Here is a 23,288-nt window from a genome sequence, read left to right on the forward strand (position 1 = left end):
GGATTTAAATGATATGGGGTTTGATCGTACCCAACTATGGTATCAATCCACTTAAAATAATCCACTCTTTTTCAATCTGGTTTCAATTATCTGTGCACCTTTATCCATCTTCTCCTTGATGAGCATGGTTAAAACAAATGCTATTATAGGGAATACAGTTAAAATCGCCATATCATACCAATAGCTGGTCCAAATCACACCTGCAATTACCTCACGCAGTGCTCCTATACATATGACAATGGTAAATATGGATGTATTGTCTGGAAAAATGGTGGCAAAATTTCTACAGGGAAAGTTCCACCGGTAGCAGTGATCTGCAAAACCAGGATAATAATGGCCAAGGCCTTACCAGCATTCCCAAATGTGGATGTCATTGAATACACAATTATCATTGCACACACACCAATGTACACAGTGGTCAATGTGAACAACAATGCAGAGGTAACCTGGATATGCAGTAACAATGCACCAATTGAAACCAGCAGCGCCTGTAAAATACTTATAATTAAAAACAATCCCATTCTTCCAATATAAACACTTGCTGTGTTGTATATTTTGCGCGTTTTAATTCTCATGGTGATCATGGCAACAGCAATAATACAACCGATCCATAGCGATATTGAAATATAAAATGGAGCCAGTGCAGATCCATAATTAGCAATAGGATAAATGTGTTGCTTTTCAAGTGTTACAGGAGTTTTAAAGTAATTTTGAACATCACCCTGGTCCATATAAGAGAATGCAATTAATTTATCCAGATCATCAACACTTATTGAGTTGAGTTTAGCAGCTGCAACAGGAATTTCAGATTTAATTAGAGGCCATTTAGAATTGGCTAAACTCAATTTAGAGGACGCCTCATTAATTTTCTGGTTAATATTATCCTTATTACTTACAAGTGAATTAACACCATCGTCCAGTTGATCAATTAATGTTTTTAATTCATTTAACTTACCTGTTGGATTAGTACCGTCCTTTATATCGGCTTCTATCTCCTTCAAGACAGTCAGTACCTTATTTGCCATTCCAATATCATTTTCAACTTCTGCTATAATAGGTTTTAACTGTTCATCACCAGTTGCATCGTATAAACTGGTTAAAATAGCATCAATATATTTTAAAGAAACAATTGAAGTGTTAACCTTTAACTCCATATCCTGAACCTTTGTCAGGGCACCTTTTGGATCGGATTCTATTTGATTATACAGTGAATCATAGGAGTTTCTAACTTCATTGGAATATTTCTGTATTTCTGGCAGGGCTGCACTGACTTTAGGCCAGATATCATTTAAAGTATCCATATCAGAATTAGCTTCTCCAAGTGTTGCATCTATTGCCCCTATTTTTCCATTCAGTTCGTTAACAAACGCACTTGTTTTTAAAAATTGTGCTTCATTTTCCTTGACTATCTGCCCCACATCACCTAGTTTGCCAAAAATTATACCGTCAACAGTTTTAACAACTTCATCATTAACCTGTGACTGTACAGCATCTACACCGGCATTTGTAATCCTTGGTGCAATTGGATTGGTTTTATCGTTTACAATATAAACTATTTTAGCCTGTTGGGGTGTTGATGTTTCAATGGAAAGCAGATCCTCGCTGAAATTATTTGGAATTATGAGTGCAGCATAATAATCTCCATTTTTAACACCATTCATTGCATTATCCCTATCAACAAACTTCCAGCTGAAATTTGTATTATTCTTCAACTCATCAACAAGCATATTTCCCACATTATAACTTGTCCCATTGGTAGAGTAACCCAGATCCTCGTTAACAACAGCAATTTCAATATTTGAAGTTCGAGCATACGGATCCCATGTGGCCTGGATATTTAGTAATGCATACAACGATGGAATAAAAATAATAACAATCAAAACAAACATAACAACAGGATTCTTAATAACCGCCTTAACATTATTTCTAAATATTTCTCTTACTCCCTTTATCATTAAAACCATCCTTCTCCTTAAAGGCTTAAATTTGTGTATAATAAATAATGAATTACAATAAAGCTTGAAATAATAAAGTTTAACAACTTCATATAAAAATGTTACTCTTTTAGTTACAATCTGTAATTAATCTTTACTGGATAAGAAAAATAGATAAAATAATTTCCATCTAGATCCATATAGTATAACATGGAAATAACATGAAAAATAAATATGGAAAATATACATTGAAAATAAATTAACTAAAATTTTCAAATAATGTTCATTGGACTTTATCATAACATTTCTAAAAAAATAGGGTGAATATTTAATGTCGGTTTTAACCAGAAAACAATTTTTAAAGCGAAGTAAAACTTGTATTAATGAAACAGGTAATCAGGCCCTGTTAATCAGCGAATTAATTAACCTTGAAAAAGAGGAAAAAATTGATAATCAGGAAGCTTACAAAAAAATAAAGGGGATTATGAAAGGTGTTGAAACTGCATTTTTCAGATACGAAGTTTTAAGTCCTCCAGATAATTGTGTATCCCTACATTTAAAGATCCTTCACAGTTTAATAACTTTACAAGAATCTATAGCTGCCAACTATGATTTTGTTGTATTCTCGGACGATCATGAGAAAGAAAAGGCTGAGAAACTGGAAGAGTCAAGAACTCTGCTGGATAAATTCAGGTTGGAGTTTAGACCAATAACAACCGAAGTAGACAGTTTATTAATAAAATAATGGATTTTAAGAAATAGAGAATTATTAGGCTAGGGGATTTATTAAAAAATAATTAAAATAAATATATTATTCTTTAGCACAGTTTATTTTTAACCTGAAAGTTAGTTCTATTTTAAATAATTAGAACTCCTCTTAACTCCGATTATAATAATATTGATCTTTTTGATGATTAATATATTTTTTGTTATAAAAAATAAAATAATGTCCTATTTTTAAGATGTGATAACAATTGGATATGAAATGTTATATTGAACATTCGTGTGGATCATAAATTCTAATTAACTGATAGGAGGAAGTATCTTCTGTTACAAAAATTTCAAGGTCAAAAATCTTCTTACTGGATATATTTTCAGATTTCATAACTTTCTTTAAAATAGAATAACAACTTGGATTTATTAATATGGCGTTAGGAAATTGGGCTTTGCTATGGAATAACTTTCTTTTATCACTTATTGATTTTAATAACTGTTCACCAGTTAGATTTTCATTTTTTATATCCATATAATCACCCTCCAACATCATTTTTTTAATCTATCTAATATTATGGTTTGCTTTTCACTTTAACTTTTCTAAAAAATACCAATCATAAAAGTATATAAAAATTTACAATCTTTAATTAAAAAACTGAAAATATTAGTATTGATATAATATTTTTGGGAAAAACTGAATTTTGTAGGGAAAATAAATTCCTTATTCTAAAAAATTGATCAGTTTACAGCTTTTTAGCCTTATCCAAATAATTTTTTCAAATTTCAAAATAAATTATTAAATAAAAGAATGAAAACTTCCAATTACTTTATAAGGTGTTAAAATCAATAGTGAATAAGCCTATTTTATAGGCTAAAAATTGGAAGTGATAAATTTGTTTGGAAATAGTTACGGTAATGATAAAAGAAATGATGCTCCTATTCAAGAAGGCGGAGAATACGATGTTAAAATTGAGGATACTGGCAGAGACGGAGACGGAATTGCTCGTATAGAAGGTTTTGTGGTTTTTGTTTCAGGCGCTAAAGTTGGCGACGAAGTAAAAATTAAGATTAATTCAACAAGAAGAAATTTTGCATTCGCTGAAATAGTCGAATAATCTCAATTTTGAATTGTTAAAGCAAAGTTTTCTTGAAAATTGTTAATCTTATAAGTTTACAAAGTTTATAATTTTATTAATTTTCTCGAATTTCTATTTGTTAATATCTAAAATTTTAGGATGTGAAATTTATTTCATATTCTAAAAACATTGATATCAATATTTTTTTTAATATAATTTTTATACTCTTTATTTTCAGCTTATTAGATAAATAACTTTTAAAATTCTGATAAATTATTAAATTCAATTATTTACTCTTTAAAATCAATTTTATCTATCCATAACTATTTCCATAGAAATTTACTGCTCTAATTTTTTTATATATAAAAAAAAGATTAATCTAGTGATTTAATAATATTTTATACAACCTCTGCATGAGCAAAGTATAGAAGATTACAAACTTCCCTGTTTACATTTTTACCTGACAATAAAGCTTTTTAAAGTCAGCACTGCTTACATTATGAATATTTTTAAATCCTCTATTTGAAAGGAATTCTTCTAATTTTCCATCTTCAATTCCAAATTGAAGTGGTTCACCTTGATCTATAACAAAATTACTTCACTGGCAAAAAAATAGTAAGCCTTCCTAAACGCAGCTAACTTTTCAATCGCAGTATCTACATCTTTTAATTCTTCTTTAACCAATTTATGTAACATTAAAGCCCCTCTAAGCACGATGGCAAAAAATAGTTCTTCTTTATTCTCAAAGTATAAATAGAGTGTTGATCTGCCAGTTGTAATTCTTTAGCAATGTCATTCAATGAAACATTTTCAAATCCTTTTAAGAAGAAAAGTTGTTCTGCGGTGTTCAGGATGTCGGTTCTTCGACGTTCTTTTTCCAATTCTCTCCTTTTAGCAGCGGACATTTCATTCACCTTTCAATCTAAAACCGATTATTGAATCAGATTCATTTAACTCAAAATCATCTTAATATATTCTGTATGTGATTAAATATCAAATGGTAAGGAAACCAAAGAAACTGATAATTAAGAATTTTAGATGAACTATCTTAATCTATACTTGGATTATAATCTTCATTTCGAATAATTACCAATATACCAGTTAATTAAATCGCTTGCAATACTCATATTAGAATGAGTTCTTGGAACTTCGTCAATATCAAACCATTTTGCTTCTAAAATTTCGTTTCCATCCACTTTTATCTCTCCACTTTCGTATGTGGCTGTAAAACCGATCATAAGAGAGTTGGGAAATGGCCATGGTTGACTTCCAAAATATTTAATATCTTTAACTTTCAAACCCACTTCTTCCATAATTTCCCGTTGAACACCTTCTTCTAAGGTTTCACCTGCTTCTATAAATCCGGCAACTAGGCCGTACATATTTTTCAAACCATAGGAATGTTTGGCCATAAGAAGCTTTTCATCCTTTATAATTGCAGTTATCACTGCAGGAACAATACGTGTATGGCTTATAAAACCACATTCTGGACAAATTTTGGCCATTTCAGTGTCCATGATTTCAGTATGGGTACCACATTTACCACAGAAACTATGATTTTTATCCCAATTCACTATTTGAATTGCTCTTCCAGCTAAAAGAAACAAATCTTCCTCTAAAATTTCATATAAATGCCGTAAATCCATGAAAGCCATTGATTCTGGAGCATTTGTTTCTGGTGCAACTTCAGCGGAATAACATGCATGTCCTAGAAAGGTTCCCATATACAGTGTTCTAATAGGGAGAATATTCAAAACTTTAAGATCTTTTATAAAAGGAATTTTGCAGTTTTTTTCAAGATCAATAAGCAAGTTATCAGAGTTAAAAACAAACCAGAAAATATTGCTATCTTCATTAACTTCAGGTGCAAAAGAGGGTACATACCTCTTGTAAATACTTTCTCTGGACATATTAATAATTGATCTAAAATCTTTGATAAATAATTAACCCATCCATTTTCTATTCCATCAAATTGTATCTGGATTTCAAATTAATCATGGACATATTAGTTAAAAGTTGTTTTGGGATTTGTAAGACTGTTTACATTTACAAGTTTCAAATAAGAAATTATATTAATGATGTTGTATTAGTATGTAATTGAGTGTAATTAGATAATTTAGTAATTTAATATCGATGTTAAAAATATGAATTAGATGGTAATATTAGATTTGGATAATTTATGGGGCAAAACAATGTTTAAAAGAGCAACTGTGACTTTATTAATTTTGGTATCTATCTCTGTTTTTGTAATTGCTGCTTTTGCAATTTCAGGAAATAATAATTCTAATAATAATATAGCCTCTGATGTGGCGGCACCCTTATCTTCGATCTCTAACAACAGTCCTAGTACATTCCCGGAGTCTTCAAATAATGCTCCAGTTCATAACATGGTAACCAACGTTAAGGTTGAAATAATATCTCCTACGGCAGCCAAAATACTGGCAAAAAAATATATAGAAGAACCGGGAGCAATACCAGGCACTCCTAAACTAGTAAAACAGGATGGTAAAAAAGTTTACATAGTTCCTGTAATTGATAAAAAGAAAAATGTTGGAGAAATATATATTGATGCACACAATGGAAAGAATTTAGGTGGGGCTGGAGGAGCACCTTCAAATTAAATTATTAAATATTTTTCCCTTTTTTTCATCCCCCTCAAGATATTCTAAATTAATTAAATCAAATTTTGAAGTTATTTATTAATCTTATAAAGCTTTGGAGTTTGATTTATCAATATTTTAGCTTTAACGAGACTAAAAATATTTACAAGCTGTTCGAGATGTCAATAATGAATTATTAGGGTATATCTGCGTTGATCATTTATTTAAATTAATATTAGAAAATCTTAGGAATAAATCAAGATAATTTCGAAGATTTAGAAATTTCCATTTGTGAGGGCATTAAATGTAAATAGTATTTAAAAAACATCTATTAGTTTCTTGTTTTGAAATTAGATGTGTATAGTGATAATCCATGATTTAAACTGTCCTTAACACATCCGCTGTGTAAAATAATCGTGTATCTAGTTGTCTTGGATAGTAATATTCTGGGTATGATTGTCAGTATATTACCTTTTAATGATTTTGAAATGTTAACTGAATTTCCATTATCTGTTTTAAGTTCTATCCATCCGCTCCCAAATTTTAAGTATTTATTGAAAGTTATCTTAATAATAGGGTTTCTTATGATATTTACAGCATTTTTAGAGGGGGTTATTGATGTAACCTTGGGTAAGGCATTATTAAATACATATTCATACGCCCCAATATCATATCCATTACCCTGAGGTCTTTTAATACTTTTTATGTCGTAGTCAGAAGTTTTAATGGATGTTGCACTGTCAATTGCAATGCTGCCTTTTTTAAGGGAGAAATCGTTTGCAGAGGGATTTGAAAATATCTGGCTTGAAAATGCTCTTTTTGAATGCTTATCGAATCCTGCTGTCTGCCATGCTTTGAATGAGGGATAACTTGTATCATCATCTGGAGTGACAGGGTGTGAGTTTGTGGTGATTATATTGTAGTCTGATTGAAGTCCTTTGGTACTATCGGTACTGATACTTCCGTGTGATGGATTATTGTTAAGTAGGATATTATTGTAAATATAATTCTGGCTGCTACCATCCTTAAGGTTCAGGGCCCATCTTCCATTTGAAGCAACAACTACTGTGTTTTGGTAAACATTATTATAATTGGATTTTCCCCCACCATCTATACGATAGAGTGATATGCCACTTGCATGGTTGTTGTAGAGAAGATTATTTCTAATTGTGGAGTATTCCACTCCATCACAATTAATTCCAGAACCTCCGTTAACTCCATTATTGTATATAATGTTGTTTTCAACCAGTGCTCCTTTAATTATTCCATCTCCACCCATACTAATGTCTCCATTCATATGAAGGCCACAGTTAGCATTATCATGGATTTTATTATCACGGATTACTGGATAATCTCCGCTGTTACTTATGTAGATACCATGCTGAATTTTTGAACCGAAACAGTCATTATGTTCGATCAGGAGGTGATTGCTGAAATCGGTAAATATACCCCAATAACCGTTGTGGTATGATTTAACATGCTTTACTGAAACATAATCCGATCCACTTACCCTGATTCCTGCACGGTAAGCATTTTTCACCACCAGATTTTCAATTTGTATGTAATTTGCATTTTCAATAAAAATTCCATCCCTTCTAAAATTATCTGAACCATCAAGTGCTGAAGAATCGATTATAGTACCGTTTCCAGCACCAATAAATTTTATGGGCAGGGTTTTAGTTCCACTTGTGGTGATGTGGATATTCTGGCGGATTAAATAATTTCCGCTTGAGATATGTACTGTGTTTCCCGGTTTTACCTTTAATGCAGCATGGTTAATGGATTTCCATGGATGGGTTAAAGACCCTGCACTTTGGTCATTGCCATGATTTACATCCACATAAAAATTAGAGGTGCTGTTGCTTGCTGAAGCTGTACCAGTAAAAGTCAGCAGGAAAATCAATGAAACAAATAATAAAATTAACTTTTTTATTTTTAACACTCCTTTAAATGTAATAATTAGATAAGAATTTGATTATTATGCATAATTTTTTTTTAATTAATTTTTACTATCAATGGAAAAACAACAGGTGTTCCTCCTGTTATTACAATTCCTGAATGGTATGCAGTAATATTATTACCTGAAGATGGGTCCTGGTAGGTATAGTTCCATCTGTCAAGGAATTCTTGATTGGTTAGATAGCCTCTGCTTCCCAAAATTGCCGGGTCTTCCATGTAGACATTTTCGTTATCTATTCCAATTACAACCATGTAATGCCAGTATAATGGACTTACTGTACCATTTTGATTGCTGATATTAGTTGCATTCAATGCAGGTATATTTATTATAACTGGAATACCCTGATCCATATTCTGTTGCAGATCTTTGAGGGTCATATTGTCTTTTATTTCTGCATTGACCCCTAAACTTTGTGCAGTTTGTGCAATGTTGCGGGGTAATGTCCCGTTTTCTGGTGTGGTATTTGTTATATTTATCAGTTCATCCACCATTACATCTGTTCCATAGTAATCTAAAACAGCTTCTAGAGATGCAGGTCCCGAGGAATAATTATTAGGCTGTTTAACATTAGGAACATCCAACAATTTGGTGCTGTTCTGTGATAGATTGTTATTTTCCATGATCGAAACATTATTTGTAGAATTAGTAATATTTGAGCTATTGTTGTTTAAAACTGCAGAATAAACACTTAGAGGTACGAAAATTATAAGAATAATTAAAACCAAGATTTTGAATTTAAGATTCATATTAGAAAATAGGTATTGATGATATTAATTTTTTTAGGTTTTTAGAAAATTATCCTAACCAATAAACATATCAGAAAAAGAAATAACAAGAAATTATTACAAACTATTTGTATAATATTACCACATAAAGTCTTAGTAAAGATCAAATTGGAATATAATTATTTAGCAATTAAGAACATACATTAGAACCACATAAAAAATTATCAATAATACTTTTTTAAAATCAATAGCTTTTACTTAAATTGACAAAAGTTATTTATATTAACAGTCATATCAAGTTAAGAAGATATTATGTATGTTTTAGGTGTAAAAATATGAGATGGTCGGTTGTATTAGTAGCTGTTTTAGTAATAATTGTGGGTTATTCTTTTATTGTGGTAGCTATTGGTCCCGTAGAACCATTGGGAAGACTTTCATTTGTTAAACTAGAAAATCCCGATATGTTCCCTGGTCATCCTCATTCTTCTTTATTAGCCCAATATGCGAATAAAAAGAACTCTAAATGTGCACTGGTTCTACATTTCGCGGGTAGCTCAACATATAGTAGTTACCTAGAAGAAAATGATAGAAATAAGAAAAATGACAATGTGTACATAATAGAAGTAGCATTTATTGACACCCAGGGAGGAGGTTCAACAGGATTGGGCCAGATCAATATCTGGGATTCGATTAACGTTGCCCTATTCGGTGTACCCGATGGCAGATACAAGTATATGTCAGATGGTGTGGTATACAATACCTACGACGATATGATGAAACATGTTATAAGTTTGGCCAAACAACACGGCCAACAAGGCGCCATACCGATGGTTTATCATGGAACAGTGCGAACTGATAATCCTATATTAGCTCCTGGCTGTGGATTCCCACTCTACTTCCAAATATTAACCAAAACTTATGGAATAATTCCGGCTTACATATACACATTCACTGGAATGCTTTTCCCATACCTGGAAAGTCCTTACAGGAATTTTGAATTAATGCATTCATCTGAACTCCAGTATTACTACAATAATGGATTCATAAACATTGATTACAGTAAAAGTGGTGTGAATACAGCTAAATATTACGGTGGCAGTAGCACAGACTAAACATTAATATCATTAAATTTATAATATTAATTGAATTGGGTAAACGATTTGAATTAAAATGGGGAGGGGGAAATCGTGGAAAGGGGTAAATTACTCAAAATTATGGGTGTTTTTATAATTCTGTCTGTTTTCATATCTGCATCATATGCATCTGATCCAACAGATATCTCTGCTGGAGACGGTTCTGATCAGAATGATGTAAATATTGGAACTGATCTGAATGATCCAAGTTTGGATGATTCTGGTTGGGATGATTCTGGTTGGGATGATTCTGGTTGGGATGATTCTGGTTTGGATGATTCTGGTTTGGATGAAATATCACTGGATGACCCAATGAATAAAGATATTCTATTAACTTCATTTGCTACGGCATCTGATGATGGTACAGCTGCACCTGCTGCTGCAACAGGTAGTGATGTGGGTGATAATGGGGCAACTAATGATGGTACAGTTTCACCTGCTGCTGCAACAGTTAGTGATGTAGTTGATAATCAGACATCTGGAGAGGACGGTGTAGTATTAGATGGCTTAGAATTGCAGTTTGATCCTGATGAAGTAAGAGAAACTTATGGTACCGAACAGAATAAAACAGTTAAAAACGATCCAGAACAAGTAAAAGAGGATACAATACCAATGCAAAAAACAGGGATTCCTGTACTTCCTGCATTATTAGGTATACTCAGTTTAATGGGCGGTTTTATTGTAAGCAGGAACAAACAATAAAATTCATTTCTTTATTTCTTTATTTTTATCTGTACTGTTTTCTTTAGCTTTTTCTATTTTTTCAAAACAGCTTGAACAGTAACTTGTCTCATGACGCTTTCGTTGTGTTTGAGTTGGAGTAAATGAAGTATAACAACATTTACATATTCTCATTGCACTCCATTTATTAAATCGCATGAACTTCAACCCCAAAAAACAATTTCCAACACTTAAATGATTAAAATTACTTTCTATTTTCATTAATTTAATCAGGATTATTATGAAAACATAGTTTGTCTTAATTTAATTATTATCAACAGATTCTGTTAATCTTTTGGTGTAATCTTTTGGTGTAATAAAGAATTCAAATCCAATAAAAATAAAAATATAATTAATAAATAAATTATTATTTTTACTGAACCGTACCCTCGTCAAACATACAATTAATCTTCAAATCATTTATAATAACAAATTTAATTAACAAATGGTCATCTTATTATAATACAAAGATAATGGTTAAATTAGAAAACATAGCAGTGGTTTGTAACTCCATAATATTAAGTTAAACATTTACTATCAAGAATTTATTGTCAAATATAAATAGATATATCTTCATGTATTTCATGAAATCTCATTTGTTGGGGCTTTAAAAAACTATTGGGAGGAATAAATTTGGCAAAAGAAGGAAATGTACTTTTAGGTATTTTAGCCATAATTTTAGGTATTTTAGTTCTGATATTCCCTTTATTCAGTGTTTTCACTGTAAGTATACTAGCAGGTCTGAGTATACTATTCTTAGGTATTTGGCTTTTAATACAGAGCTTTGCAGTTTGGGAAAGTAATAAAGGAGTTAGTATTGCCTATTTAATACTTGGTATTCTTGGTATAATTGTTGGAATAGGTCTATTTGGTAATATAGTAGCGTTCAGCTTCCTGGTCAGCTTTTGGCTCTATCTTGCAGGATTTTTCCTTATATTCTCTGCAATAATGTCATTGTTTGCTAAAGAAGGAACTGCTGGTAAAGGTTCAGGTATTGTAGGAGTGATATTAGGTATACTTTACATAGTACTAGCTGCATACGCATGGAACCCATATTACCTTGCAATATTAATTGCAGTATGGTTAATTGTTGATGGAATAGCTTTGTTTTTTATAAATCCATCTGAAATAGTAAAAATGGAAAATTAATCTTCTTTTATTGATTAATAAAAGAATTAAAGCCCCAATTTTTTTCCATTATTTCAATTTTTTTATGGGTCATAAAAATTTCCAAAATTAAATTCAATAATTTTTAATGATAGAAAAATAAGAGCCAGCAGATAAGAAATATCTGCAACTTATAGTAAAAATACCGGACTAATTATCCTATCTTCTACAACCAATTACCCTATGAAAATAATATGGATAAGGACTGTCTTAAATTGTTTAGGGGATGCAATGAAATGAATAGTAGTGGTGTTAATAATTATAAACTTCCTTGGAAGAATCTTGATAATTGCAATATTTTTAAATTTTTTTACTTGGGCATTTTTGTTTGTTACACCTCCATCAACCTATCTCGAACTCAGTCAGTATTAAAATAATCTTCACAATTTCACCTATAATGGGCTTTGGAGCTATATTCGCATCATTAGCAAGGAACTGATAAAATTTTATCTGCAATAAAAAATAGATAGTAAGTATCAAGGAGGTAATAACTGTGTATAAAAAAATACTGTTACCAACCGATGGTTCTGAAAATTCTAAAAGAGCAGGAAAACATGCTATATGGATTGCTGATAAAAGCGGAGCCGATATAATAGTTTTAAATGTGGTTGAATTTTATTATCCTCAAATATCTGCCTTACCCAATTACAGGGAGGGTTTGTACGATGATATAATGATGGAGGGAGAAACTGCTGTTGAATCATTTAGAAAAGAATTAGAATTAAATCAGTGTAATGGTGTTTGTAAAACAGTTAAACTAACCACAAAAATTAAAGAGGGCAAAGCTCATTTGGAAATACTTGAATCAATAGATGAGGATGATGTAGATCTAGTTGTTATGGGTGCATCCGGCAGACATGGTCTGGATAGATTTATGCTGGGAAGTGTCACTGAACGGGTGATTAGAGAAGCTAAATGTCCTGTACTGGTTGTGCATTAATAGAATATTTGAAAAATATGTCTTAAACTCATTTTATTTAATGATTAAGAGGAATAATAAAAATTAGATTAAATCATTTATTTTTTATCATTTTCAAATATAAATATATCATCAATCTTTCCCCCTAGAATCATGGCTATGTCATGTGTTAATTTTTAGGGAAGGATTGTACTTACTTTCTCCAAGAAAACAATTGTTTCCATTCTAACTCCAACTTTTTCAGCTAGTATAATTTTCATCAATATAACAACATAGTGACCTATTTGGATATATGCTTGATTAAAGCACCTATAAACACTCATGGAAATAGAATAGGACAGTATTAATAATTTGTTCCCAAATTCTTCTCTTAATTATTTAATGCTCTTTAATCTACTTTTAAAGATTGCCAAAATAAATATGTATTATTATCATTATCTATGAGTTCAATTTCAGGTTTTTGACGTTCTAAATACTGAACCTGTTTTAGATTAAATAACGAGATTAAAAAATATAAGTTGAACAATCAATGATTATTATCACGAAAAACTAGTCATATATTGCAAGTGTAAAATTAGATTTATTCATTTTGTTTATTATTAAACAAATTTGCTACAAGGATGAGTAGATTTTCAATTTATTGTAGTGAGTTGAGATTATAATATCATATTTATTTTTAATATGTCCCATCTCGTTAAGATTAAAATAATAAATAAGAAAAAAAATAAAATAAGTTCAATTTAATATTATTTTTTAATAAGCCACATATATAGACCGTATACTATTAAGATAATTACCACGATCCAAAATAGCCAAAAGAATAATCCTGGTACTGCAAGGGCTAAAATTGCCAGAACCACACCCAAAACGAATGTAATTGCTCCCATTGTGCTTTCATTCATATTATCACCTAAATATATAATATGTACTGCAAATTATTTAAAATTTGCTCAAATTGTAATAATCCCTAAAAATCTTTAAAAATTTCAAAGAGTAATGATGAAAATATTCATCAAAGCGAATTAACATAATAGTAAATGGAACTTTTAAATTAAAGGGAGTGATACATTGAATTTTGAAGACTGCATAAAATTTGCTAACGACACACCTGTATGTTATCTTGCAACTGTAGACGGAGACCAACCTAGAGTAAGGGCACTGGGATTTTGGTTTGCTGATAAAAATGGATTTCACTTTCAAATAGGTGATGTAAAGGATATGTATGGACAACTCAAGACAAACCCCAAAGTTGAAGCATGTTTCTGGCAGCCAGACGAACAAACAGGAACAATGATGAGGGTTGCAGGTGAAATAGAATTTGTAGATGATATTGAACTTAAAAAGAAGGTACTGGAAGACAGACCATTTCTTAAAGAGTTTGGAATGACATTTGACCATCCGGGATTGATAATTTTCAGAATTGCAAAGGGTGAAGCCTATTTCTGGACAATGAAAACCAATTTTGAGCCTAAAAAGATGATTAAATTCGGTGATTAAACTATAATTTAAGACGGGCATAAGAGCGGATAATCCATTTTATAATGGCGTTATCCCCATATTTTTTTTATTAAATTTTTATAATATTACTATCTGGTCCTATAGTATGGGGTAATTTTAAATGGATCAGAATGATGAAATTTTATTCGAAAATTGGTTTTAAAAAGAAATCTAAGCGAAAAATCTCAACTCTTATATCGTAAAGCAATTAAGTTTTATATTCAATTAACCGGTTTGAGTTTAAATGAACTTAAAAACGAAGCAAAAAAAGAAGAACAAGAAAATATTTGGGTAGATGATAGAAAAATCCAGATACTTTACTTAGATTTAAGAAATATTAGAAGAAACAAATAGGGCACCTAACACCCAAAACTCTTATTTTAACGCAGTTAGATCATTTTACCGTTCCCCATGGATACAAATTTATGAGTTGAAACTGGTATTCATTTTAACTTCGGTGAAGACGAAAATTGAGAATTTACTTCTCAAGTTTTTCTAAAAACTTCTTCATCACTTTATTAAAGAATTCAGGATTGTCTTGATTTGAACAATGTCCTGCATCAGGTATGACAATGTATTTACTTTGTTTGTCTCGTTTTGACCATTCTTTCATAGCTTTCTTGATATTTCCTGTTTTATCATATACTCCATATATTAATAATAAAGGTGTCTGCACATGATAATCATGTTCATAGTGTAAACATTTGGATAAACCCGTCCAGATTTTTAAAAATTCTTCTTTGGGTAATTCGTTAAATTTTTCTTTTAAATACTGTTTTGTATCTTTTTTAATAGCAGATGCATTAATCATGGCTTTTTTTAGGTTTTCATATGGCCAGAGCTTGAATATGAGCGGAGATAATCTTACTGATCTAGATTCAATAAATGATAATTTTTCAGTGATGCGGGTTCCATCAATCACTATTATAGCTTTTACCCTTTCTGGATACATGAATGCAAACTCTTGAATCACATAGGTTCCCGCAGATTGTCCAATTAATATAGCTTTATCAACACCAATAACTTCTAAAATATTTAACATATCATCTGCAGCATCTTTCACACTGAAATGTCCAACCAGTGGTCTAGATTTACCATGTCCTCGCATATCCCAACGAATGATCTGATAATCCTCATTTAATACAAGCATTTGTTGATTGAATTGTTCATGATCAACAAGAGCTCCATGTGCCAAAAATATTAAAGGTTTTTCAGAGTTACCAGTGATCCAATACTTAAGTGTGCAACCAGGTCGCATAATAGAATATTCTTCTTCATTCAAAATCATAATAATCCTCTTAAGATATTTATTAAACAATATTACTGTCTAAACATTACTTATATATTCCTTTGAAATAAATTCAATTCATCAAATCAATGGTTAATATTTAGTTATATCAAAAAAAAAACATAAAATGATTAAATTGAGAATAAACCGTAAATTTAATGAATTTTAAACTGGTTAATGATCTTTGAATACTTATAGAATCTTTTAAGGAGTTTAACAATGGATTTATATTTCAAAGAGACAGGTAACTGTGACAATGAAACTATCATATTTCTTCATGGCGGAGGAATATCTGGCTGGATGTGGGATAAACAATTAGATGCTTTAAAAGATTATCATTGCTTAGTTCCTGACCTTCCTGAACATGGGCGAAGCATAGAAATGAAACCATTTACAATAAAAGGTTCAGCAAAAATGATTATTGATCTTATTAAAGAAAGATCATGTAACGGAAAAGCTCATGTTATTGGATTATCGCTGGGCGCTCAAATAACTGTCCAAATATTAACCAAGGCCCCTAAAACTGTGGATCATGCGCTAATCAGTGGGGCATTGGCTCGCGAATTTTACGGCCCTAAAACTTTAAAAATGCTGAATGTTTTGTTTAAAGCTTACATGCCATTCAAAGATATTGATCTTTTGATAAAATTGAATATGAAAAGTAATGGAGTACCTATGAAGTATTTTGATGAATTTAAAAAAGATACAAAAACACTTACTTTGAGTTCTTTAAGAAATGTTATTAAAGAAAATATGTTATTCAGAATACAAGACGTACTATGCAAAGCTAAAACCCCTGTGCTGATAACTGTTGGTAAAAAAGAACAGAAAATCGCTTATAAATCCGCCATAGATTTGAATAAATGTCTTCCAAATTCTAAAGCTTATGAAGTAACTAATTTAGGACACAATTGGCCTTTAGAATCACCAAAACTTTTTAATAATGTTTTAAGAGCATGGATAAATGACAAACCAATACCAAAAGCTTTATCAAAATTCTGATTTATATTATGGAAATAAATACAAAGACACAGGCGAAAGCCCAAAAGAAAGATACTGGAATTATATAGATAAAATGCTTTGAAAATTTTCTAAAAAAAAATAAATTATAAGAAGTTTATTCCAAGTTTTTAAACTTTAAAAACTTCTCAAACTTTCAATTTTTATCTTTTAAGATCCATACGTCCATTTTGTCATTGAAACATAGGTAGGCAATCTACCATTGTTGTAATAGAATGCCATAATCTTTGAATACATGTAGATTAGGTTTTCAAATCTAATATTTCCAAGTTTACTTGATACGAAGGCTGGAGCCCGACCATTGGTACCAATAAAGCTAGTTATTCTACTTGCAATGGATAAAAACTCAGATTTCTGTATAGTTCCGGTTTTAACTGTATCTGTAGCTGTACCTGGACTTACAACTGTCTTAATGGTCACTGCTGATGTTGATCCACTGTTAACTCTCTGAAGACTTGTAGTTAAGAAGTATAAAAATTGACCTCTCGTGAATAGTGTACTACCAACAGTTATGTAAACTGGTAATTTATGGTTGTTCTCAACATAGGCTTTAACATCTTTAGCTGCTTTATTTATCTGGCTTATTGTTACAGAGGTAGTTGAAGGCGTACTAACATTAGCTGCCCATACAATAAGTTGATCCAGTAAAGTATAATTTGTTGGACTTAATTCTGGGTGTGGTCCGCTTAAAACGGTTCTTCCATTTCCATATGTGTCTCCAACAATGGCCGCATAACTATTATATGCACCACCTGAGTAACTAGCAAATGTTGTATAACTAGTACCATACAGTGCAGGCCCATTGTAGTGAGCAAGGGTCAATGTACCGCTGGAACCTAAAAGCTGAGTGGCGCTACTGGTCAATAAAACCTTAAGACTTCCTTCATGGTTATATACCTTTGAACTAACATGAGGGGCAACTCCCCATCCATTGTAACTGACTCCACTTCCACCTACATATTTAGATCCTGCATATGCCCCTGCACAAATTCCTAAAAATCCATGACCACTGGAAATGAAATTTTTAATGGCAGAAGAGCTTATACTGTTACTGTTAATGTAAGTGTAGCCGCTTGTACCGCCGGGCATTACAAGTAAATCGTAATTAGCCAGTATGGACGAAGTGATTGAAGTTGATTTTCCATAGGTGAAATAGTATCCTGGGACAAGATTATTACTATTGGCTGATTTTAATGCGTTAACAACACCATTAACACAGCTAGTAATGGCACCATTTCCATTATATACTAGTACTCGAATGGTTTTGGCACTGGTTGTACTGACTGGGGAACCTGCTGCATATTTAGTAGTTTTTGAGGTAGTTGATGTTGTTGCTAATTTGGTAGTTGTTGCTACTTTATTAGTTGAAGTTGTTGCTAAGTTGGCAACACTTGAAGTCTGTGTAGTTTGAAGATTTTGTGTTGTGTTATTAGAACTATCTGTTGCGGATACAAGACCAAAATTTAAGGTCAATGCTATTCCCAATAACAACAGCACACTAAGAAATAATTTTCGATTAATGTTAACAGCTCCTAAACTTATAATAATGTATTTTCAATTTTATTATAGTGAATCACGTCACTAAAAAATTATCAATTTTTTATTATAAAAGCATTGTTATCTAAAATTGATGTTAATTTTTGTTGTAATTAAAGAAATTCGGTAAATAAAGTCTAATTGCAAATGAAAAAAGAGTATATAATAGTGGATAGCAGTTTTCGTTCTTTTATATACTCATGGGTATTAGACTTTCCAATGGCAAACTTTTTTGATAGCATACTGAAGGAAAAGTCAGATCATTAGTTTGAATGAATATTCAATATCGAAAATTTGATTGTCAAGAATTTAAACTCATAAAAACTTTATATATAATGTAATTCTATGAATTTGTATGGTTTTATTCAATTTTAGTATCATATCGAAATAATAAATTTTTTATATGAAAATAGTTTTAGGTCCAAAATTAAACAAATATATAAAGTATTTATAGAAACTAAATTAAAGAATAGACATAGGAGATCTTTAGTAGTATTATTTAAGATCATAAATCAAAACCATAAAAAGAAGCTATATTAACTTTATTCGGGTTAAAAAAGCGTTTTTTGTACTGTTACAAAGGTGTATCAGTGCTGAATTTTCTAAAAAATTAAAATTAACAAATAGGAGTTGAATTAAATGGCAAAGATATCAGGAACTAACAAGAGAACCAGACAAAAGAAGGGTTATAAAAAGGCGGGAAGTAAAAGGGGAAGAGGAGTTAAAAGATAAAACTTTGAGGATTAAACCCGTCCAAGGGTTTCCAATCCAAAAACTCTAAATTCCAATTATTCTTAATAAAATAAAAAAAATATTTAAAATATGGTTATAAAACAAAATTTATTATCTAATTAATTGACTAAATTCTATAAAATAACCAATTTTAATCACTTATTTTTCTAAAACTTATTTTTCAAAATTTTTCTAATATATATTTGAAGTGAATTTTTTATATTTTTATTTTGAATAGCCTTGACAATTTCATGTTGGCCAATCGAAGCAGCGCTATTTTATTGGTTCTTGAGAGAAATTCGCAGCTGGTTGTTGGTTCTTGGCGTAGACACGTGGTCCGTAAAGCATGTATCCTATGCCCACGAAGATCAGAATGAACTCACCAGCGGTAACTGCAGGCGGGGGAGAGACCGTGAAGAAGAACAGTGCCTGATCTGCAGGTGGTGTGATGAACATGAACACAGCATCGATTACTGCGAAGACTCCAGCGAGTCTAGGTCTTCGTAGCCATATCGAAACCAGCCCTGCAAGTGGAAGCAATAGCCCCACGGTTATGAAGAACCCTGCGAAAGCCAGGGTCCGTAGTTCAGGCATACGAGGTTCAACTCCTAATGGAGTCAAAAGAAAGCCTAAAATGAAACCAAAAGCAAGTAATGCCGCCAATACGCGCTCTGAACTTGTTAGAGATACGCGACTACGGTGTTGTTCAGGTCCATCTTCTTTGTTTGGTGGCCGGGATTTTGTTGATTGAGAGTTGTTATTTTTCATAAATTACCTCTTAATTTATTTTTCATTCAAAAGCAGATGTTAAAAATAAATAAAGGTTTATTAACCTTTATTTAAGTTCTAGTTGAATTCCACCTATTCTTGGGGCTAGGAAGTTGTAGAGTATGGTTATAATTGCAACCATAATAAATGTCCCTATGAACGCTCCTATTATATTACCAATTAAACCTCCAACAGCCATTGAAGCGGATCCAGCCATAATGCCATTTACAAGGCTAAATAATCCTTGAATAATTCCAAATATTGTTGCAACTACTGCAAGGGCCAGTGCAGCTGCTACTACTGGTATTGAAGTTATCTCATGTGCGTTTCCAGCTGGTGCAAACAATAATCTAACTCCTCCCACTCTAGGAATTAAGAAATTGTAAAATATTGCCCATAATGCATTACCAATGAATCCTGCTACAAATACAAATATTGGTAAGCCTATGATTAACAATAAAGCAAGAACTACTCCTCCAGTTCCTACTGCTGAACCTGTAGGGAGAGTTGCAGGGGTCATATTTGTTGCATTGGCTGTTATATTTGCTATGAGCGGAATTAATGTGCTTGTCAATGTTGTTAGGGGTACAATAAAAGCTGCAAGTAAAAGCCCTATTATAAATGCCCATACTGCCCCAACACCGGATGTTATTAATGCAAAGGATACAACCGGCAAGTTTTTAACTTCATCGCCTTCAAGACCTAACTTTATACCGCCGAGTCTAGGCACTAACATGTTGTAAATGAGTGCAGTTACAAATGATAGTGTAATATAAACAAGGAAGCTTCCAATCGGGAAAATAACGATCATTGAAAGACCAAAACTGGCAAATACTAATCCTGCATTTGGTATAACTGCTGCTAATGCTCCAAATGTAATCAACAGTATTATTGCATATATGAAGGCCAGAATGGCACTAACAGTAGATGTCATCAATGTAAAAGGCACAAGTTCAATAGATTTTATTTCTTTAAAGTCGACCATATTTTTTCACCTCTTTTATCAATTACCATAATTATACTTATTACACTATTATGGACCTTAATGCAGTTATAATTTTCATAATTTTTAAAAAAAATGTATTGTAATAATTAAAATAGAGAATAATATCGGACTGTTGAATTAAACCCAAGAACAAATTATCAAGGAAAAAAAATTGTTACAATAGATTAAGTATCATATGCCGCTAGGGGTATACATAATAAAAAACATAAAGTATAACGAAAAAGTAATACTAACTATTTAATCATTTATCTAAGAGCATAACAAAAGAAATTTAGTATAATTAACTAATGTCATAGTGAAGTGTGAGTAATTATTTCTATGGTATATAGTATGCCTCATTTTCAATGCAATGATCATAATTCTATAGGTCAATCAGAACGCTTGATTATATTGATGCTTTACTTTCAAATTATGGATGCTCCGCTCCAGTTCTTTAACTAATGTAGAATAGGTATGTATCAAAGATGCTGGGTACGAAAATAATGATTTTAATCAATATAAGTTGGAATGATCATGGGATGTTAATGATGCCACAACAAAAATGTCTAAGTCTGAAAAAAATACTTCTAATTCCAATTAATTTACAAAATAATATGAAAGATTTAATCTTTCTTTTTCCAACTCGATTTTACGGGGATGTCGTCATAGATAGGTTTACATAGCCTTTTCTGCATAATAATCAAATATTACAGTATTGGGAGATATTTAAATGGAAGTTATTCTTCAACAATTTGCTAATCTCAGCATTTTAATATATATTGTTACAACTATGCTATCTATGGGCCTTAATTTTTTCCCTAAACAATTTTTAGAACCATTAAAAGATAAGAGTCTCATATTAAAGTCTTTAGCTGCAAATTTCATATTATTGCCAATCATAACTTACATTATATTGCAAGTGATCCCATTAGAACAAGGTCTTGCTATTGGCTTAATTTTAATGGCTGCTGGTGCAGGATCACCCTTCATGCTAAAATTGGTTCAATTCATGAAAGCAGATATAGCATTTGCTGTAGGATTGATGTTAATATTATCCATAGTAACATTATTTTACATGCCATTGGTACTTTCTATTTTATTACCGGGTGTTTCAGTGAATCCCATGTCTATAGCAAGTTCGCTCTTGGTTTTGATATTTTTACCCTTGATTATTGGAACCTCTGTAAAGTCACGGTATGGTAATATAGCTAAAACCATTCAACCAACTTTTAACCAGATATCTAACATATTCATAGTTATAGTGGTAGTTCTTTATCTTGGCCTTAACTACAAGGACTTTTTGGCAGTATTTGGAACCGGTGCATTGATAGCTTCTATGATATTCATATTAGCTGCCTTTTTAATCGGATATTTACTAGGAGGTCCTTCCAAAAATACAAAATCGGTACTTGGTATGGGCACTGCCATAAAAAACTCATCTGCCGCATTTGTGGTAGCCGTAACAAACTTTAGCTCAGAATACGACGTCATGGCCATGATAATTGTAGTTTACATGCTAAGCATAATTATAATGATGATTATTTCAGGAGAAATGGGGAAAAGATCAAAAGTTTCAGAAATAGTATAGTATGCAGGAACCACACCTTATTAATTTGGTATATCCACATTACGAATATCCATAATTAAATATTAAAGGAGATTTTCATCCCACTTATCCTAAATCAAATCACCAACTATCATTTAATTGCTTACGGTCTCTGTTTTCAAGTATATCACAAAGATGTTCCACTGCCATTACCAATCTTTCTCCGAATGGTTTAGTTTTTCTTGCTTCTAATAATTCACGCTTGGTGGGATATTTATACATATATTTACGCTCCTTTTAATATTAAATCATGCTCAGATTCCTTTCCTATCCACATCAGAATCAGACGCCTAAGCATTTCACTACACGATATGTCTTTCTTTTCACAGAATGTTCTGAATTGCTCCTTCAAATTTTCATCGATTCTAAATGTCATTCTGTTCAGCATATACTCACTCCTGTTACAACTGTCATCATAACTACCTGTAACGCTTATGTCCTACCATTACGATTCTAGTGAACTGAGAACAGTTTATTGTTAATTAGGCATTTTAATGTGTTTAATTCCATTAAATAACTTCCAATATAATTATCAATTAAGAAAGGATCTGGAGAACTATTTCAGTAATACTATAAAAAAAATTTATATCATGTGCTACTTTCCTGCTTAGCTCTCTTAAGTAATTCCGGTTTCCTTTATTATTTACAGAAGTTTTTCAAGTTTCAGAAGTTCTTCAATGTCTTTCAGGTATGATGGAGGATTTTTAAGATCCTTTTTTTCATCATAAAGTGCATGTATTTTTGCAATGAATTTAGATATATATACCACCTCAAAGACTTTCATTTAACTGATTGTCCATCCTACTGAATTTTTTACTCGAAATTTAAAATTATACAGATGTAGTGTTAACTGTAGAATTACTACCAAGCATAAAACTAATAGAGAACATAGGATTCACACAGCTGGA

At 31.4% G+C, this 23,288-nt stretch carries 26 protein-coding genes; 10 read left to right on the forward strand and 16 right to left on the reverse strand.

What is annotated here, in order from left to right; translation table 11 throughout:
- Window positions 1-51 precede the first annotated feature (51 nt).
- Both DL91_RS14120 and DL91_RS03450 read right to left on the reverse strand, forming a co-directional pair.
- Window positions 52-198: a hypothetical protein gene (locus DL91_RS14120; RefSeq protein WP_231551373.1), complete on the reverse strand. Its 147-nt coding sequence runs from the start codon at window positions 196-198 to the stop codon at window positions 52-54.
- A 26-nt stretch (window positions 199-224) separates the two neighbouring features.
- The gene (locus DL91_RS03450) at window positions 225-1,955 is read right to left on the reverse strand and encodes a YhgE/Pip domain-containing protein (protein WP_231551374.1); all 1,731 of its coding nucleotides are present in this window, start codon (window positions 1,953-1,955) and stop codon (window positions 225-227) included.
- A 310-nt stretch (window positions 1,956-2,265) separates the two neighbouring features.
- On the opposite strand from DL91_RS03450, the gene DL91_RS03455 reads away from it, so the two are divergent.
- Window positions 2,266-2,679, forward strand: coding sequence for a hypothetical protein (locus DL91_RS03455; protein WP_048190259.1), 414 nt, complete (start codon window positions 2,266-2,268; stop codon window positions 2,677-2,679).
- Window positions 2,680-2,922: 243 nt separating this feature from the next.
- On the opposite strand, the gene DL91_RS03460 is transcribed toward DL91_RS03455, so the two are convergent.
- On the reverse strand, window positions 2,923-3,180 hold the full coding sequence (locus DL91_RS03460) for a hypothetical protein (RefSeq protein WP_048190260.1): 258 nt from the start codon (window positions 3,178-3,180) through the stop codon (window positions 2,923-2,925).
- Window positions 3,181-3,541: 361 nt separating this feature from the next.
- On the opposite strand from DL91_RS03460, the gene DL91_RS03465 reads away from it, so the two are divergent.
- Complete coding sequence (locus tag DL91_RS03465; RefSeq protein WP_048190261.1) at window positions 3,542-3,763, forward strand: TRAM domain-containing protein; 222 nt, start codon at window positions 3,542-3,544, stop codon at window positions 3,761-3,763.
- Window positions 3,764-4,419: 656 nt separating this feature from the next.
- On the opposite strand, the gene DL91_RS03470 is transcribed toward DL91_RS03465, so the two are convergent.
- On the reverse strand, window positions 4,420-4,629 hold the full coding sequence (locus DL91_RS03470; protein WP_052374087.1) for a TetR family transcriptional regulator: 210 nt from the start codon (window positions 4,627-4,629) through the stop codon (window positions 4,420-4,422).
- A 168-nt stretch (window positions 4,630-4,797) separates the two neighbouring features.
- Window positions 4,798-5,634, reverse strand: a complete 837-nt coding sequence (gene nudC / locus DL91_RS03475) for an NAD(+) diphosphatase (RefSeq protein ID WP_048190262.1) — start codon at window positions 5,632-5,634, stop codon at window positions 4,798-4,800.
- Between the two features lie 282 nt (window positions 5,635-5,916).
- On the opposite strand from nudC, the gene DL91_RS03480 reads away from it, so the two are divergent.
- On the forward strand, window positions 5,917-6,345 hold the full coding sequence (locus DL91_RS03480; protein ID WP_048190263.1) for a PepSY domain-containing protein: 429 nt from the start codon (window positions 5,917-5,919) through the stop codon (window positions 6,343-6,345).
- Window positions 6,346-6,655: 310 nt separating this feature from the next.
- On the opposite strand, the gene DL91_RS03485 is transcribed toward DL91_RS03480, so the two are convergent.
- Window positions 6,656-8,266 (reverse strand): right-handed parallel beta-helix repeat-containing protein, encoded by a 1,611-nt coding sequence (locus tag DL91_RS03485; protein ID WP_081882584.1) that lies wholly within the window; start codon window positions 8,264-8,266, stop codon window positions 6,656-6,658.
- 53 nt (window positions 8,267-8,319) lie between these two features.
- On the reverse strand, window positions 8,320-8,904 hold the full coding sequence (locus tag DL91_RS03490) for a C39 family peptidase (RefSeq protein WP_052374090.1): 585 nt from the start codon (window positions 8,902-8,904) through the stop codon (window positions 8,320-8,322).
- Between the two features lie 440 nt (window positions 8,905-9,344).
- Here DL91_RS03490 and DL91_RS03495 point away from each other — a divergent pair, with 440 nt between their 5' ends.
- Window positions 9,345-10,121 (forward strand): hypothetical protein, encoded by a 777-nt coding sequence (locus DL91_RS03495; RefSeq protein WP_048190265.1) that lies wholly within the window; start codon window positions 9,345-9,347, stop codon window positions 10,119-10,121.
- Between the two features lie 75 nt (window positions 10,122-10,196).
- The gene (locus DL91_RS03500; RefSeq protein WP_048190266.1) at window positions 10,197-10,844 is read left to right on the forward strand and encodes a hypothetical protein; all 648 of its coding nucleotides are present in this window, start codon (window positions 10,197-10,199) and stop codon (window positions 10,842-10,844) included.
- Between the two features lie 3 nt (window positions 10,845-10,847).
- Here the strand turns inward: DL91_RS03500 and DL91_RS13355 are convergent, their stop codons facing one another.
- Window positions 10,848-11,021 carry a hypothetical protein gene (locus tag DL91_RS13355; RefSeq protein WP_156095926.1) on the reverse strand — a complete coding sequence of 58 codons (174 nt, stop codon included), beginning with the start codon at window positions 11,019-11,021 and terminating at the stop codon, window positions 10,848-10,850.
- A gap of 474 nt (window positions 11,022-11,495) precedes the next feature.
- Between DL91_RS13355 and DL91_RS03505 the strand changes: the two genes are divergently transcribed.
- Both DL91_RS03505 and DL91_RS03510 read left to right on the forward strand, forming a co-directional pair.
- Window positions 11,496-12,011: a DUF308 domain-containing protein gene (locus DL91_RS03505; protein WP_048190267.1), complete on the forward strand. Its 516-nt coding sequence runs from the start codon at window positions 11,496-11,498 to the stop codon at window positions 12,009-12,011.
- Between the two features lie 511 nt (window positions 12,012-12,522).
- Complete coding sequence (locus DL91_RS03510) at window positions 12,523-12,969, forward strand: universal stress protein (protein WP_048190268.1); 447 nt, start codon at window positions 12,523-12,525, stop codon at window positions 12,967-12,969.
- A 725-nt stretch (window positions 12,970-13,694) separates the two neighbouring features.
- On the opposite strand, the gene DL91_RS13365 is transcribed toward DL91_RS03510, so the two are convergent.
- A complete protein-coding gene (locus DL91_RS13365; RefSeq protein WP_156095928.1) occupies window positions 13,695-13,850 on the reverse strand; it encodes a hypothetical protein in 156 nt (51 codons plus the stop codon).
- A 166-nt stretch (window positions 13,851-14,016) separates the two neighbouring features.
- Between DL91_RS13365 and DL91_RS03515 the strand changes: the two genes are divergently transcribed.
- Window positions 14,017-14,445 carry a pyridoxamine 5'-phosphate oxidase family protein gene (locus tag DL91_RS03515; protein ID WP_048190269.1) on the forward strand — a complete coding sequence of 143 codons (429 nt, stop codon included), beginning with the start codon at window positions 14,017-14,019 and terminating at the stop codon, window positions 14,443-14,445.
- 478 nt (window positions 14,446-14,923) lie between these two features.
- On the opposite strand, the gene DL91_RS03525 is transcribed toward DL91_RS03515, so the two are convergent.
- Window positions 14,924-15,733 carry an alpha/beta fold hydrolase gene (locus DL91_RS03525; protein ID WP_048190271.1) on the reverse strand — a complete coding sequence of 270 codons (810 nt, stop codon included), beginning with the start codon at window positions 15,731-15,733 and terminating at the stop codon, window positions 14,924-14,926.
- Between the two features lie 219 nt (window positions 15,734-15,952).
- Between DL91_RS03525 and DL91_RS03530 the strand changes: the two genes are divergently transcribed.
- On the forward strand, window positions 15,953-16,735 hold the full coding sequence (locus DL91_RS03530; RefSeq protein ID WP_048190272.1) for an alpha/beta fold hydrolase: 783 nt from the start codon (window positions 15,953-15,955) through the stop codon (window positions 16,733-16,735).
- Window positions 16,736-16,903: 168 nt separating this feature from the next.
- Here the strand turns inward: DL91_RS03530 and DL91_RS12710 are convergent, their stop codons facing one another.
- The 3 genes from DL91_RS12710 to DL91_RS03545 all read right to left on the reverse strand — a co-directional run bounded on the left by DL91_RS12710 (window position 16,904) and on the right by DL91_RS03545 (window position 20,774).
- Window positions 16,904-18,244 carry a pseudomurein-binding repeat-containing protein gene (locus DL91_RS12710; RefSeq protein WP_052374092.1) on the reverse strand — a complete coding sequence of 447 codons (1,341 nt, stop codon included), beginning with the start codon at window positions 18,242-18,244 and terminating at the stop codon, window positions 16,904-16,906.
- Window positions 18,245-19,294: 1,050 nt separating this feature from the next.
- Window positions 19,295-19,615 carry a hypothetical protein gene (locus DL91_RS14130; protein ID WP_231551375.1) on the reverse strand — a complete coding sequence of 107 codons (321 nt, stop codon included), beginning with the start codon at window positions 19,613-19,615 and terminating at the stop codon, window positions 19,295-19,297.
- 241 nt (window positions 19,616-19,856) lie between these two features.
- Window positions 19,857-20,774 (reverse strand): hypothetical protein, encoded by a 918-nt coding sequence (locus DL91_RS03545; RefSeq protein WP_048190273.1) that lies wholly within the window; start codon window positions 20,772-20,774, stop codon window positions 19,857-19,859.
- A 730-nt stretch (window positions 20,775-21,504) separates the two neighbouring features.
- Here DL91_RS03545 and DL91_RS03555 point away from each other — a divergent pair.
- Window positions 21,505-22,362: a bile acid:sodium symporter family protein gene (locus tag DL91_RS03555; protein WP_048190275.1), complete on the forward strand. Its 858-nt coding sequence runs from the start codon at window positions 21,505-21,507 to the stop codon at window positions 22,360-22,362.
- A 99-nt stretch (window positions 22,363-22,461) separates the two neighbouring features.
- Here DL91_RS03555 and DL91_RS13370 read toward each other — a convergent pair whose 3' ends face one another.
- The 3 genes from DL91_RS13370 to DL91_RS13380 all read right to left on the reverse strand — a co-directional run bounded on the left by DL91_RS13370 (window position 22,462) and on the right by DL91_RS13380 (window position 23,164).
- Entirely contained in the window at window positions 22,462-22,602 is a 141-nt protein-coding gene (locus tag DL91_RS13370) for a hypothetical protein (protein ID WP_156095930.1), read from the reverse strand.
- A 4-nt stretch (window positions 22,603-22,606) separates the two neighbouring features.
- Window positions 22,607-22,768, reverse strand: a complete 162-nt coding sequence (locus tag DL91_RS14490) for a ribbon-helix-helix protein, CopG family (RefSeq protein WP_156095932.1) — start codon at window positions 22,766-22,768, stop codon at window positions 22,607-22,609.
- Window positions 22,769-23,023: 255 nt separating this feature from the next.
- Window positions 23,024-23,164: a hypothetical protein gene (locus DL91_RS13380; RefSeq protein ID WP_156095934.1), complete on the reverse strand. Its 141-nt coding sequence runs from the start codon at window positions 23,162-23,164 to the stop codon at window positions 23,024-23,026.
- Window positions 23,165-23,288: the final 124 nt, after the last annotated feature.

Origin of the sequence: Methanobacterium sp. SMA-27, assembly GCF_000744455.1 — an archaeon.
Taxonomy (GTDB): domain Archaea; phylum Methanobacteriota; class Methanobacteria; order Methanobacteriales; family Methanobacteriaceae; genus Methanobacterium_B.

Excerpts from the sequence above, each read along its gene's own strand:
- DL91_RS14130 (WP_231551375.1), bottom strand. The coding sequence starts at position 19,615 with ATGCCTGAACTACGGACCCTGGCTTTCGCAGGGTTCTTCATAACCGTG.
- DL91_RS03490 (WP_052374090.1), bottom strand. The coding sequence starts at position 8,904 with ATGGAAAATAACAATCTATCACAGAACAGCACCAAATTGTTGGATGTT.
- DL91_RS03450 (WP_231551374.1), bottom strand. The coding sequence starts at position 1,955 with ATGATAAAGGGAGTAAGAGAAATATTTAGAAATAATGTTAAGGCGGTT.
- DL91_RS13365 (WP_156095928.1), bottom strand. The coding sequence starts at position 13,850 with ATGAATGAAAGCACAATGGGAGCAATTACATTCGTTTTGGGTGTGGTT.
- DL91_RS03495 (WP_048190265.1), top strand. The coding sequence starts at position 9,345 with ATGAGATGGTCGGTTGTATTAGTAGCTGTTTTAGTAATAATTGTGGGT.
- DL91_RS03480 (WP_048190263.1), top strand. The coding sequence starts at position 5,917 with ATGTTTAAAAGAGCAACTGTGACTTTATTAATTTTGGTATCTATCTCT.
- nudC (WP_048190262.1), bottom strand. The coding sequence starts at position 5,634 with ATGTCCAGAGAAAGTATTTACAAGAGGTATGTACCCTCTTTTGCACCT.
- DL91_RS03555 (WP_048190275.1), top strand. The coding sequence starts at position 21,505 with ATGGAAGTTATTCTTCAACAATTTGCTAATCTCAGCATTTTAATATAT.
- DL91_RS03470 (WP_052374087.1), bottom strand. The coding sequence starts at position 4,629 with ATGTCCGCTGCTAAAAGGAGAGAATTGGAAAAAGAACGTCGAAGAACC.
- DL91_RS03460 (WP_048190260.1), bottom strand. The coding sequence starts at position 3,180 with ATGGATATAAAAAATGAAAATCTAACTGGTGAACAGTTATTAAAATCA.
- DL91_RS13370 (WP_156095930.1), bottom strand. The coding sequence starts at position 22,602 with ATGTATAAATATCCCACCAAGCGTGAATTATTAGAAGCAAGAAAAACT.
- DL91_RS03455 (WP_048190259.1), top strand. The coding sequence starts at position 2,266 with ATGTCGGTTTTAACCAGAAAACAATTTTTAAAGCGAAGTAAAACTTGT.
- DL91_RS14490 (WP_156095932.1), bottom strand. The coding sequence starts at position 22,768 with ATGCTGAACAGAATGACATTTAGAATCGATGAAAATTTGAAGGAGCAA.
- DL91_RS03525 (WP_048190271.1), bottom strand. The coding sequence starts at position 15,733 with ATGATTTTGAATGAAGAAGAATATTCTATTATGCGACCTGGTTGCACA.
- DL91_RS13380 (WP_156095934.1), bottom strand. The coding sequence starts at position 23,164 with ATGAAAGTCTTTGAGGTGGTATATATATCTAAATTCATTGCAAAAATA.
- DL91_RS03530 (WP_048190272.1), top strand. The coding sequence starts at position 15,953 with ATGGATTTATATTTCAAAGAGACAGGTAACTGTGACAATGAAACTATC.
- DL91_RS13355 (WP_156095926.1), bottom strand. The coding sequence starts at position 11,021 with ATGCGATTTAATAAATGGAGTGCAATGAGAATATGTAAATGTTGTTAT.
- DL91_RS03545 (WP_048190273.1), bottom strand. The coding sequence starts at position 20,774 with ATGGTCGACTTTAAAGAAATAAAATCTATTGAACTTGTGCCTTTTACA.